11 protein-coding genes are annotated in these 13,145 nt (G+C 53.6%); 3 read left to right on the top strand and 8 right to left on the bottom strand.

Annotated features, from left to right (window positions below):
- Window positions 1–515 precede the first annotated feature (515 nt).
- Complete coding sequence (locus ACGG90_RS06065; RefSeq protein WP_390407106.1) at window positions 516–1,676, top strand: MFS transporter; 1,161 nt, start codon at window positions 516–518, stop codon at window positions 1,674–1,676.
- A gap of 104 nt (window positions 1,677–1,780) precedes the next feature.
- On the opposite strand, the gene ACGG90_RS06060 is transcribed toward ACGG90_RS06065, so the two are convergent.
- The 8 genes from ACGG90_RS06060 to ACGG90_RS06025 form a co-directional block, all read right to left on the bottom strand.
- The gene (locus ACGG90_RS06060) at window positions 1,781–2,758 is read right to left on the bottom strand and encodes an aldo/keto reductase (protein WP_390407105.1); all 978 of its coding nucleotides are present in this window, start codon (window positions 2,756–2,758) and stop codon (window positions 1,781–1,783) included.
- 481 nt (window positions 2,759–3,239) lie between these two features.
- Complete coding sequence (locus tag ACGG90_RS06055; protein WP_390407104.1) at window positions 3,240–3,734, bottom strand: hypothetical protein; 495 nt, start codon at window positions 3,732–3,734, stop codon at window positions 3,240–3,242.
- Window positions 3,727–4,599 carry an ATP-binding cassette domain-containing protein gene (locus ACGG90_RS06050; protein ID WP_390407414.1) on the bottom strand — a complete coding sequence of 291 codons (873 nt, stop codon included), beginning with the start codon at window positions 4,597–4,599 and terminating at the stop codon, window positions 3,727–3,729. The genes ACGG90_RS06055 and ACGG90_RS06050 overlap by 8 nt, the downstream gene beginning before the upstream one ends.
- A gap of 1 nt (window position 4,600) precedes the next feature.
- Window positions 4,601–5,638 carry an ABC transporter ATP-binding protein gene (locus ACGG90_RS06045; protein ID WP_390407103.1) on the bottom strand — a complete coding sequence of 346 codons (1,038 nt, stop codon included), beginning with the start codon at window positions 5,636–5,638 and terminating at the stop codon, window positions 4,601–4,603.
- An 11-nt stretch (window positions 5,639–5,649) separates the two neighbouring features.
- Window positions 5,650–5,802 carry a hypothetical protein gene (locus ACGG90_RS06040; protein WP_390407102.1) on the bottom strand — a complete coding sequence of 51 codons (153 nt, stop codon included), beginning with the start codon at window positions 5,800–5,802 and terminating at the stop codon, window positions 5,650–5,652.
- Entirely contained in the window at window positions 5,802–6,731 is a 930-nt protein-coding gene (locus ACGG90_RS06035; RefSeq protein ID WP_390407101.1) for an ABC transporter permease, read from the bottom strand. The genes ACGG90_RS06040 and ACGG90_RS06035 overlap by 1 nt, the downstream gene beginning before the upstream one ends.
- Before the next feature lies 1 nt (window position 6,732).
- On the bottom strand, window positions 6,733–7,692 hold the full coding sequence (locus tag ACGG90_RS06030; protein ID WP_390407100.1) for an ABC transporter permease: 960 nt from the start codon (window positions 7,690–7,692) through the stop codon (window positions 6,733–6,735).
- Between the two features lie 114 nt (window positions 7,693–7,806).
- Window positions 7,807–9,477, bottom strand: a complete 1,671-nt coding sequence (locus ACGG90_RS06025; RefSeq protein WP_390407099.1) for a peptide ABC transporter substrate-binding protein — start codon at window positions 9,475–9,477, stop codon at window positions 7,807–7,809.
- 595 nt (window positions 9,478–10,072) lie between these two features.
- On the opposite strand from ACGG90_RS06025, the gene ACGG90_RS06020 reads away from it, so the two are divergent.
- Entirely contained in the window at window positions 10,073–11,941 is a 1,869-nt protein-coding gene (locus ACGG90_RS06020) for an alpha/beta hydrolase family protein (RefSeq protein WP_390407098.1), read from the top strand.
- Window position 11,942: 1 nt separating this feature from the next.
- Entirely contained in the window at window positions 11,943–13,085 is a 1,143-nt protein-coding gene (locus ACGG90_RS06015) for an ArgE/DapE family deacylase (protein ID WP_390407097.1), read from the top strand.
- Window positions 13,086–13,145: the final 60 nt, after the last annotated feature.

The raw sequence follows: 13,145 nt of genomic DNA, 5'->3' as shown, positions 1-13,145 counted from the left end.
ATCCAATGGCACAACCCGCCATCGGCTCAGGCTGCCTTACGCACATCGCTAAGTGCGCTTTGCTCCGCTCTGGTATTCAATTAAGTACTCAGCGCCGTAAGCCTACGTGCGCTGAGGTGGTCGTGGTGCAATCTGATAACGTCCTGGCATTGCCCAAGACTACGGACATTGGGCTTCATGGCGCTCTGGCGCTTTGAACGCACGAGCCGCGGTGCATGCCGTTACACATAACACCCTCAGATCAGCTCGTGTAGGGATGCCGGGTACAGACCAACTTGTACTTTGCCAGTCTCAACACCCCACTGCAGGTTGCAAAGATAATATAGCATGGCCCTCAGCATTGGGCAAACTTTTGCCGCTAAAGTTGGCTCCTTGTGCGGCTATCCCTTGTCTGACAAGGGGTCCAGTGCTATTGTGAGACTAATTTATCTGATAAAGCAGTGTCTGATACTGCAAATTCTGTGATTATCGCGCATTCCGAATTTCAAGGTATGTTGGCGAAAGAAAGGTTTCTCATGCATTCACAAATTCGTCGCACCTATGCTTATGCGCTATTGGCATATTGCGGCATCACCCAATTGTGGGTGATCTACTTGGCCCAGCGCGGGCTGAATCTGGTTGAAGTCGGCTTGTGCGAAAGCATTTTCCATGTGGCCAGCTTCTTGTTCGAAGTGCCGTCTGGTGTGTTGGCGGATCGCTTCACTTATAAACAAATGCTCACGTTCTCGCGGATTGCGGCGGTGCTTTCTGCGGTAATCATGTTGGCTGGCGGCAGCTTCTGGTGGTTCGCGGCGAGCTTTGTGGTGTCGGCTTGGTCATACAACTTGCAATCCGGCACGCTGGAGGCACTGGTGTATGAATCCTTGCAAGACGCCAAGCGCGGGGATGATTATCCACAAGTCACCAGCCGCTTGAACGCCTTCATTGAAGTGGCAGCTACCGGCGGGTTGCTGGTGGCTGGCACTTTGACGCATGGCCACCTAGCTGCGGCGTATTGGATCGCCATCGCCTTAGCAATCGGCGCGATCGTGACGGTGGCTGGACTCAAGGAGCCGGCGATGCACCAGGCTCGAGAACGCCCGGAAACGATTGGGTCGATCACACGCGCTGCCGGCAGTGCCTTGCGCCATGATCCTAAGCTGTTGGGGCTGATGCTTTGCGACGCTTTGTTGATGGCGGTGGCCACCGGCTATTACTATTACTTTCAAAACGTCATGCAAACGCGGCATTTTCCCGGCTGGCTGATCACCGCCAGTCTCGCTGCCAGTGCGGTGGTGGCGGTCTTAGCAATCCGCTTGGCCCCGCGCTTGCTGCACTTTAACGCGCGCAAGTTGCTGGTGAGCATCAGTGCCGCATTAGGCGTAAGCTTGCTGCTGGCGGGTTTGGCCAACAGTACCATGCTGATTGTTGTTTATCTGCTGAGTTACGCCTTGTCTGCGCTGCTTGAGCCGGTGTTTAACGTGTATTACAACGCCCGCATCCCCAGCGCCCAGCGCGCAACGCTGTTATCTGTTGCGTCGCTGCTGTTTTCATTGGCCATGATCGGCTTGTTCCCGCTGTTAGGCTGGTGCATCGGTGCCTTTGGGTTTGCCGCCACCTTCGCGGTTTTAGGCGGGGTGTTGATAAGTGGCACCTTGCTCGTTTCGATAGTTATCCACAAGTGGACAACTCAATAAAAGGCGTCATTGTTTTGATTTACGCACATATCCACAGCAGTTATCCACATTTTAGTGCAAAAAAATCGCCCACCGGCAGCAGCTGGTAGGCAATTTTTTTCTGATCAAGCCGGTGCGTGATCCAATGGACCAACAATGGCGTGCTTTTGATAAGGCGCTTCTAAGGCCTTGATGTCATCTGGGATCAAGTGTACCTCAAGTGCCTCGGCGGCTTCTTGCAGGTGCTTGACCTTGGTAGCACCGACGATCGGCGAAGCAACGCCTTTGGCCCACAGCCAAGCCAGTGCCACTTGACTCATCGTGGCGTTGTGCGCCTTAGCAATGGCTGCGACTTGTTGGATGATCGGCAAGTCTAGCGCCTCTGCTTGGTCGTATTTTTGTCTTGCCACGCGATCGGTGCGGCTGCGCAGCGTGTCCGTTGTCCAGCCAAGATGGCTTAAATGCCCTGCGGCCAAAGGACTGTATGGCATCAACGACGCACCCCACTGCTTGGTTAACGGAATAAGTTCCGCTTCGTCTTCGCGATACAACAAGTTATAGTGGTTCTCCATCGCTTGAAAAGTCGCCCAGCCATGCGCTTTTGCCGTTTGCTGCATCTGCTCAAACTGGCCGGCATACATGGCACTGGCGCCGAGTGCCCGGACTTTGCCGGCAACAACCAAGTCATTCAATGCTGCCATAGTTTCTTCAATCGGGGTGGTGTAATCGAAGCGGTGAATGATATACAGATCCAAATAATCGGTGCCTAGCCGCTGCAAGCTGCCGTCGATTTCGCGCATGATTGCTTTGCGGCTGAGGTAACCAGGGTTAAAGAACACTTTAGAGGCAATGACAACTTTGTCGCGGGCGACCTGATTGCGTTTGAGCGCCTGGCCTAAGTATTCCTCACTGGTGCCTTTAGAATAAGTGTTGGCCGTATCAAAGAAGTTGATTCCCAGATCCAAGGACGTTTTGACCATGGTCGTGGTGCCGTCAGCGTCCAGTGTCCAATCGTGCATGGTGCCGGCTTTGCCGAAGCTCATCGCCCCGACACAAAGCTTCGAGATCTCAATATCGGTTTGTCCTAATTTTGTGTAATCCATCAACAAGCTTCCCTTCACTAAGCCAAGTTATAATGTTTGCGTTTACATCTACTTGGTCATTGTAGCACGCTTGGCGGCTGATTCATCGATCACAAACAAATGACCCTGCACAAACAATTGCTGGGTCATTATTTTGATTCAGTTGTGAGACCCCTCGGCCAGAACCTAGTTGATCGCGTCATCCAGCATACGCATTCGAATACCGCAGGTCAGGTGTTGCGCAGGCGCGTGGGCACTGCAAGACGGTCAGGCCGTGAAACGATCAGCAAAGTGAGCCAAGCGGGCTGTGCTTGGCTCGCTTTGCTGATCGCGGCAAGAATCAAGACGGGCATGTGAGCGAAGCGAGCGCCTGGCTTGATTCTTAGGCGTAAAACGCGCGCTTTTTGCGCGGTTGGAGCCGGCCGCACCGCCTGCGCCGTCTTGCAGTGCCCACACGCCGAAGCAACACCTGACCGGGCCCTCACCCAAACGTCATCCTGACTTATGCTCCGCTCTCGTTGTTGATCAGATAGTCATCCTTGATGTGGTTGGTGATTGCCACATGATCGCGCACGTAATGCAGGCGAATGTTCTCGGTGAACGCCGCCGCATCGGCTGGCGCAATGATCACCAACCCGGCATTGGCCGCGTACAAAATGGCGTTGGCTGCGACTAACGCTGCGGCAGTGTTGTGCCGATACATCCCATTATTCTTGGCCAGCGCCATCAAAGTGGCCACCGCCTTATCTGCTGCAGAGCGATTCGAATTCAAGTATTCATTGAAGAACCCCGCTTCCGGTGTGCTGTCGTAATCTTGCGGCGGCAATTCGCCAGTCACATCCGTATAGATCTGCGCAAAATCCGCGAAACTGATCGTCTGGCCTAACCACTTGTCAAAGGCGGCGGCGATGCGCGCCGGTTCCGCGTCTGGCAGAAACGCCAAGGCACTGGCCACTAACGCCTGCTTGTGGGTTTGATATAACGCTTGTTCAGCCAATGCTGGCCCCTTCTTTCTGCTGCAAAACCAAATGCCCGCCACCAACATCTACCAACACATCATCTGGTTTGATCACACTTGGGTCAAAGGTCAACAATTGCTTGTGGGCTTCGTATTCCGGATCGGCATGCGGCACCGCCGACAACAGCGATTGGGTGTACAAATGCCTTGGATCTTGGTACACCAAGTCCGTGGGGCCGGATTCCACAATGCGGCCATGATACATCACCAACACACTGTCGCATAAATAGCGCACCATCGACAAATCATGGGCGATAAACAAATACGTCAAGTGCCGCGCTTGTTGCAGCTGCTTTAATAAATTCACGATTTGTGCTTGAATCGAAACATCCAGCGCCGAAATCGGTTCATCCAGAAACAAGCACGCCGGTTCTACCGCCAAAGCGCGGGCAATGCCAATGCGCTGGCGCTGGCCGCCAGAGAATTCATGCGGGAAGCGATTGGCGGCATTGGCGGACAAGCCCACCGCCTCAAGCAATTCGCTGATGCGCGCAAGACGTTCGGCAGCGCCGTGCACCAGATGGAAGTTATCCAACCCTTCGGCGATAATGTCGCCGACTTTTTCCCGCGGATTCAGCGATTCAAAAGGATCTTGAAACACCATTTGCACCGCGCGGCGAAATTCATGGCGCGACACTTGGTGAAGCGGCTGGCGTTTGAATAAGACGCTGCCGCCACTAATCGGGCCGATGCCGGCCAAAGCGCGCGCCGTGGTGGTTTTACCCGAGCCGGATTCACCGACTAAACCAACGATGCGGCCGGTGGGGATCGTGAAGCTGACGTGATCGACGGCTTTTAAGGCCCCTTTTTGAAAATGCACACTCAAGTCGTTAACCGTATACATATCAACCATGCTGCACCTCCTGATATTTCTGCCAGCGCGCTTGAATGCTGGCTGGCGGCTGATAACTAGGCGCTTGCGGATCAAGCAGCCACGAGCGCACCCAATGCGTGGGACTGATGGCGGAAATAGGCGGTGCTTGTTTGAAATCGATCCCTAAGGCATACGGGTTGCGCGGGGCAAAAGCATCGCCAACTGGTTCTTGATGCAGATCCGGCGGCGTGCCTGGCAGCGAGAACAATTCACTTTGCGCCGCTTCGTCGTTAGGCACCGCGTCCAGCAGCGCCCAAGTATACGGGTGTTGCGGGTAATAGAAGATTTCTTCGGCAGTGCCCACTTCAACCACTTGCCCAGCATACATGATCGCCACGCGGTCGGCAATGTTGGCCACCACGCCTAGGTCATGGGTGATGAAAATGATCGACAGGTCTTGGCGCGTTTTCTCTTGTTTGATCAAGGCCAACACTTGCGCTTGCAACGTGACATCCAGCGCAGTGGTGGGTTCGTCAGCCACCAACACCTTAGGCTTGGCAATCAAGGCCATGGCGATCACCACGCGCTGCCGCTGGCCGCCGGACAATTCATGCGGATATTTGCGCAACAAGCCTGGCGCATCGGCCAAGCCTACTTCAGCCAACGCTTGCCCGACGCGGGCTTGGATCGCCGCTTTGGCGAGGTGTTCATGCACCACCAACACCTCCGCCAGCTGCTTGCCAATGCGCATCGTCGGATTTAACGCCGACAGCGGATCTTGAAAAATCAGCGCCAACTCTGCCCCGCGCAGGCGATCATAATCGCGGCGCTTCAACTTGGTCAAATCTTGACCAGCATAACTTAGCGTCTGCGCAGTGACTGTGGCATTATTCGGCAGCAAGCCTAACAACGCCTTGGTGGTCACTGACTTGCCGGAACCGGATTCGCCAACGATCGCCAGCGTTTCGCCTTGATGCAAGTCCAGATCCACGCCGCGCACGGCAAACACTTGTCCTTGTTCTTCTTGGAACGTGACATGCAAGTCACGCATGGTAATGATATCTGGCATGAGTTTCCTTTCTATAACGCATCAACCACTGTCCCAACCACGGCGCCCAATACTGCCGCGGCAATCAGCCACCACCAGCGCACAGCCGCCAAGCGGTGCGAGAGCATTTTGAACGCGGCGATGAAGAGACTGGCGGCGACGACTAACCAAGCTAACGTATGCATCAGGCACCTCCGTGATAGCGCGGGTCTAACGCGTCGCGCAGCGAATCGCCGAAGATGTTGAAAGCCAACACGATCACCACCAGAAACGCGATGGGGATGTACAACTCGATCGGATGTTGCAGCATTTGGTCTTGGCCGTCGGCGATCAAGATCCCCAAGCTGGTGTTCGGCGCTTGGATCCCTAGGCCTAAGAAGCTCAAGCTGGCTTCAGCGAAGATGTTTGACGGAATGCTTTGGCCGATGTCTAAGATCAGAATCGACGCCATGTTCGGAACAAAATGCCGCGCCATCAACTTCCACAACGGCGTGTCTAACATTAAAGCCGCAGTCACGTAATCCTTGTGCCGCAATTGCAACACCAACCCGCGCGCCTGCCGAGCGCCATATGACCAGCTGGTGATTGCCAAAGCAAACAGCATCGTGCCTACGCCGTTGCCTAACACCGCCATGATGATCATCGTCAATAACAGCGACGGCAGCGAATTGAAGATCTCCAGCAGCCGCATCAGCAACTCATCGACCAATCCGCCGAAAAACGCCATCACCATGCCGTAAATCGTGCCGATCACGGTACCAATGGCGGTGGCCACCAGCGCCACCAACAGCGACACGCGAATGCCGTAGCAAACTCTGGTGAACAAGTCGCGCCCTAAGCGATCGGTGCCAAACCAATGCGTGCCATTTGGCGCAATATTGCGCAAGTTAATGTGTAAGGTATTTGGGCTTTGGTTGGAGAAAAGCGGCCCCAACACCGCAAACAACACCACCAAAATCAACACAGTCAACCAGAAAATCGCCAGTTTATCATGGCGCAGCTTGCGCCCGGCTGCCCGCCAGAAGCCCACACTTGGCGGGGTTTGAACGGCAGCCAGGTTCACGTAGGCAGCGCGTTGTGCTTCAGTCACAAAGTTAAAGTCTGTCGCAGCCATGTTAAGCCTCCTTGTGTGCGTATAATTTGATGCGCGGATCTGCCGCCATGTACAACAAGTCAGTGACAAACAGCGACCCGATATACAATGCCGCCAACAACACGGTTTCCCCCATCACGATCGTCACATCGCGATTATTCAACGCCTGGACGAAATATTGGCCGACCCCAGGAATCACAAAGATACTTTCGATAAAAACCGACCCGGTGATCGAAAAGGCGATCGTCATCGGCAAGCGCGTGATCACCGGAATCGCGGCGTTGCGAATGATGTGATGCGTCACCACGCGATATTCCGGCACCCCTTTGGCCCGAGCAGTTTGCACATAGTCTGAGCCTAAGATATCAAGCATCGCGTTCTTTAACAGCCGCGCAAAGCTGGCAATATGCGGCAGCGCCCCGGCAATCGTCGGCAGCAGGGTCATCGCCCAGCCGCCAAACCATAATTGGTCGCCTTCTGGCCAACCCAAAATCGGAAACCAGCCTAACTTGCCGCCGAAATAACTTTGCAACAGCAACGCCAAGACCAAACTCGGCACCGACATCAACAACAAGCTGCCCACTGTTACCAAGCGATCGACCCAAGTATTCTTATAAATCGCCGCCAAGATCCCAAACAGCAACCCCAAAGGCACCCCTAACAAGATCTGCTGGATCCCTAAGCGAATCGATACCGGGAATTTATCATGGATCACTTGAGACATCGTCATCCCCGGATCGGCAATGGACTCACCAAAGTTGCCATGCAGCATCGACGTCATGGTGATCTTGTAGCGTTCAAGCACCGGTTTATTCAAGCCGGATTCTTTGTAGACCCGGGCTCTGGCTGCTTCCGGCAAGTTATTGGTTTGCGCCGACAGCGCATCGCCAGGCACCGCCGCCAACAAGAAGAAGGTGGCGCTGGTGATCAGAAATAATGAAACCACTAACTCGATCAAGCGCCGAATGATCACTTTGAACATGGCAAACTCTCTTTCTTCAATAGATGGTACGTTGTTGTCGTCGCGGCATCACCAATTGATGTCGTGACGACAACAAGCGATGAGCAGCAATTGGCTGCCCATCGCCAGCATCAGTTACTTCTTATAGGCGTAAGTGTAGTTAAACTGCTGGTTAAATACCGGTGTTTGCAGATTCTTCACGCGCTTAGAAATATAGATCTGGGTCTTGGAATTCAACAGCGGCGCTGCCCCGAAGTCTTTGGCCACAAGTTGTGTTTGCAAAGCCGCGAAGGTCTTTAACAGTTCGTCGTCATTCTTGGCCGTTTGCAGCTGATCGAATAACTTGTCATAAGCTGCAGAGTCGTACCCGCCGAAGTAACGCTGGAACCCATTGCTGGAAACCCATAATGCCAAGGCGTTCTGCGCCGTCGCACTTGACCAAGACAAGGTGTAAATATCATAGGCGTTCTTATCACGCGTCGCAGAAAAGGCGGTGTCATCGGCAGTGACCTTCACCTGCACGTGAATGCCTAAGTGCTTTTCGAGCTGTTGCTTGATCACTGTGCCGGAATCGCTGGCAGCTGAAGTATCGGCCAGATAAACCAGCTTGACTTGATCCAAATCATCGCTCTTGCCTAATTCCTTCAAACCTGCCTTAAACAAGGCTTGCAGCTTGGCATCGGTGTTGTATTGCTGCTTGGCCGCAGCTAACACGTCACCAGTGTATTGATAGAAGTTCTTGCCGGCAACGGTTGCCGCTTTTGGTACCACATTATCGGTTGGTGTGTCTTTGCCATCGGAGACGCCTTTGTTATACGAACTGCGATCAACGGCCAAAGACACGGCTTCTCTGATCTTGGCATTCTTAAACAAACCGGAGTGGCCGCCATTGTGCTGGTTAAACACCAAGAAGGTGGTTTTGGCGCCTGGTTGCGCCACTTTGGTGATCTTGTTGCTCTTGGCCAACTGGTCAAAGTCGCCGGCAGTGGCGCCGCTTGCGCTGATGGCATCAAGTTGGCCAGATTGCATCAAGCTCAAGATGGTGGAAGCTTTGGTCGTGGTGGTGTAAGTGACCTTCTGCAACTTGACCTGCTTGGCGTTCCAATACTTATCGTTCTTCACCAACACCAGCTTGTCATTCTTCTTCCAAGACTGATATTTGAAGGGGCCGTTAGACACTTGGGCCTTGTAGTCAGTCTTCCAAGCTTTGTTGCCGACTTTCTTGATCAGATCCAAGCACACCGGATAGAAGTAAACACTGGAGATCTCGTTTAAGAAATACGAATCCTTATAGGCCAATTGGATCTTCAGCGTATGGCTGTCTGGCGCGCTGACCCCGACGGCTTTAGCCGCCGCTTTGCCGGTGTTATACGCCTGTGCGCCTTTGATGGCATAAACGGAACTGGCATGGGCAAAAGCGTTCTTTGGGTTCAATTCCCGCAAGATCGAATCCACATATTGTTGGGCAGTGACGGCTTTGCCATCAGACCACTTGCTGTTGCGCAGCTTGAAAGTATAGGTCAACCCGTCATCAGAAACCGTATAAGACTTGGCGCCAGTGGCGACGAGCTTATCTTTGCCGTTATGGGATTCAACGGTAAACAGCCCTTCTTCGGTGGCATTCATCACGTTCACTTCAGTCATATTGCGTTCGTCGTTAACGTCTAGCGTGGTCGGGTCGCTGTCTTGCACCAAGTTCAGTTCTTGTTTGGTACTGGAAGCACTTGAAGTATTGCCGCAAGCTGCCAGCAACAACCCTAAACCGGTGATTGCTGCTGAAAAAAGATAAAGCTGTCGTTTTGCCATGTGAATTTCCCCTTTTTGTGTGATCGGCGGCGAGCTGCGTAGCGCAACGCGGCGTGATATAAGTCGTGACGCCACTTCGCTCTTGTTTTATCGGCGAGCTGCGTGGCGCAACGCGGCGTGATATAAGTCGTGACGCCGCCAAGGCACAAACCGCCTTTGCGTCATCCCGCCTTATATCCACCGCTAAATGCGCGCCACTCCGCTCTTGGACAAAAAACGGCGCCTCGAGGATTGCTCCTCGAGACGCCGCTGACGCCGATTCAATTCGACGATGATCTACGGACGTGCACAAAAGAGCCGCTATGAATTAACATACCGTCACACATGCACATCATCATCATGTTCTTACGTGCTGCCATAAATCGTCGCCTCCTTGCAATTGATTGACCATAGTGTAATCGTATCTCAGGTTGCTTGTCAACGTTTTTGCGAAAAAAGTTGTTCGCAATGAAATCAAGCTCTAATCTTTGGTGCCCGTTTAATAGGCTTTACAGCACGGATTAGAACCCGATGATAAAATTGTCGAAGTGAAAAAACTTGTTTTTTGTCAGCATTCGCGGTTTAATCAAGGGCAAATCAAACAGGAGGCCCGCGTATGTCGATCACGACCAGCGACTTATTCGCTTTGCACACCTATTCACAACCCGTGGCAATGCCTGATGGCGTCATTGTTGTCGAAAATTGGCTGGATCAAGCCAGCAACAGTTACCAATCGCAAATGCGCTGCTTTGGCAGCCACGCGCCTGACTTTGGCTTCGATCACCGCCATGACACGGCACCGCAACTGGCGCCTGATCAAAGTCAATTGGCATGGTTGAGCCGCACAGGGGATGGTACCACGCAGCTTTTCAGCCAAAACTGGCACGGGGTCGCCTTGCAGCGCACCTGGTTTACCCAAGGCGTTAAGCGCTTCTTCTGGGATCACGACAGCCGCGGCTGGTTTATCCAGCCAAACTCAACGCTGCCAACAGATCCGCTGCCGCATCCGCTTAAGATCACGTCACTGCACTATCACCATAACGGCCAAGGTATCCTGCGCGAGGACTTGACCCATGAAGTGTGGCATCAAGGCTTCCTGCCGCAAGCGCAACGGCTGATTTTTCAAAGTCCGCGCGCTTTTATCTTAAAAGCAGTGGGCATTGACAAATTAGTGATCGAACAAGAAGCCCCAAGTAATGATCACAACGGTGCACCGAAAACCACCGTCAGTTTTGTTAACATCGACAATGGCCAAGTGAACCCGGTTTTCTCCGGCAATGGTCAGGTGCAAGACTTGGCCGCTGATGATGAAACGGTATTGTTAACCGGTGACCCTCTCGATCGGCAAGGCTTCTTAGGCAACACCTTATTCACGATTGCAAACGGCCATGTTCGCCGCTTGCTGGCAGATGACGATTTGGAAGTCGGCCGCCATGTCACCAGCGACACTCAATATCACCTCAATGCCCCAAGCGCGCGTTTTACCGCTAATGGGCAAGTGATCTTCACTTATTCCCGCGCTGGCGGCACGTACTTGGCAGAAACGACAAGCGATGGCGCCTTCAAAACACTGACCACGCCTACCGGAACCTTAGGCGACTTCGCCTTGGCTCAAGACGGCAGCGTATATTACACCTACACCAGCCACACCACAGTCAGCGCCTTATACCACGACACCACGTTACTATCATCTGCCATGCCTGACTGGCCAGCCCAAGCACCTGAAGTGTTGCACTTCAAGCGCGGCGCCTACACGATTTCCGGCTGGTACTTTAGGCCCAAAACCACCCAGTTGCATCCTTTGCTGCTTTCGGTGCATGGCGGCCCGCATGCCGCTTATGGCAACAGCTACATGCACGAATTTCAAGTGTATTTAAGCCAAGGTTACGGCGTGTTGGCGCTGAATCCGCGCGGCAGCGCCACATATGGCCTGGAATTCTTAACGGCAGGCATTGGCGATTATGGCGGTGAAGATTTTGCCGATTTAATGGCCGGTGTCGATCATGCCTTGCAATTAGATCCTTTGATCGATGCGACCAGGTTGTTTCTAACCGGCGGCTCTTATGGCGGCTTCATTGCCAATTGGGCGCAGACGCACACCACGCGCTTTGCCGGCATTATCTCAGAACGGGCCATCAGCGACTGGGTAAGCTTTATTAACACCAGCGATATCGGCTTCTACTTCGCCCCGCGCGAACTTAGCGGAGCTGATTACGCCACACTTTGGCGGCAAAGCCCGCTGGCCTATGCCGACGCGGCGCAAACACCGATGTTATTGATCCACAGCACCGACGACTTGCGCGTACCGCTTAGCCAAGGCGAAGAATTCTACACCGCCTTGAAACGCCGCGGCGTGCCGGTGACGCTCTTGCGCTTTCCTGAAAGCGACCATGAATTGTCACGCAGCGGCTTGCCGAACTTGCGCTACGAACGCTTAGCGGCTTCGGTGCAATGGCTGAATGAGTTACAAAATAACGAGGGATAAAATGGACGAAGATATTAAATTGTTAGAAGACTTGATCCGCGTCGATTCATCGACGTCTCACGGCAACGAAACCGGTGTCGCCAAAATCCTGCAGGCCAAATTACAAGCCGCCGGCATCCAAAGCCAATTGATCAACTATGCGCCTGGCCGCGACAACTTAGTCGCTGAAATCAACGCCGATGCGCCTGGGCCGGTGCTGGGTTTGACTGGTCACGAAGACGTGGTCGATCCAGGCGATTTAAGTGCTTGGACGCATGATCCATTTGACCCTTGGATCGATGGCGACCGATTATATGGCCGCGGTGCCGAAGACATGAAACCAGGCTTGGCGGCATTGACTTTGACGCTGATCCGCTTAAAGCAAGCTGGTTTCAAACACCATGTGCGATTACTCGCCACTGTCGGCGAAGAATATGGCTTGCTAGGCGCGCATCAACTCACTAAATTAGCCTATGTTGATGACTTAGCCGGCCTCATCGTGGGCGAAGGCGGCGATAACGCGTTGAAGTGGGGCCACGGCGGCTCATACAACTACAAAGTCATCAGCCACGGCCGCTCGGCGCATTCTGGCAACCCTGCCCAAGGGATCAATGCGTTGACGAAATTGGCGGCGTTTTATCAAGCTGAAGCGCACCTGTTTGACGACGTGCCGGCTAATCCTTATATTGGCAAATTCGTGCATTCGGTGACGATGCTGCATGGCGGCACGCAAATCAACACCATTCCCGACACCGCCGAATTGCGCGGCAACGCGCGGCCGACGCCGACTTTTGACAACACGCAAGTTACCAAGCGCTTCGAGAAATTGGTCAGCCAGCTTAATCAAACCGGCGAAGGCCGCTTGGAATTCGTGCCGATCCACAACATTATCCCAGTCACTTCAGACCCGAACGGCAAGCTGCTGACCACCTTGCGCCAAGCGGTCAAAAGTGTGCGCGGCTTGGACTTCACGCCGATTTTCACCCAAGGCGCCACTGACGCCAGTGCGTTTGTGGAAAGTCCGCACCACTTCGACGTCGTTTGGTATGGCCCAACGGCAGACGAGGGGGCTACCGGCCACCGCATCGACGAATACGTCAGCATCACCCGCTTTCGCCAAGCGCAGCAGATCTATGAACAAGTGATTAGGAACTTCTTTGCCTAACAGCGCGCCAACCACCCATGTTAGATAAGTGCACACCAAATACGCCTGTGAGATCTTTTG

This window comes from Lacticaseibacillus jixiensis (genome assembly GCF_042847315.1).
Taxonomy (GTDB): Bacteria; Bacillota; Bacilli; order Lactobacillales; family Lactobacillaceae; genus Lacticaseibacillus; species Lacticaseibacillus jixiensis.
This window is presented reverse-complemented; position numbering and strand designations above follow the sequence as displayed.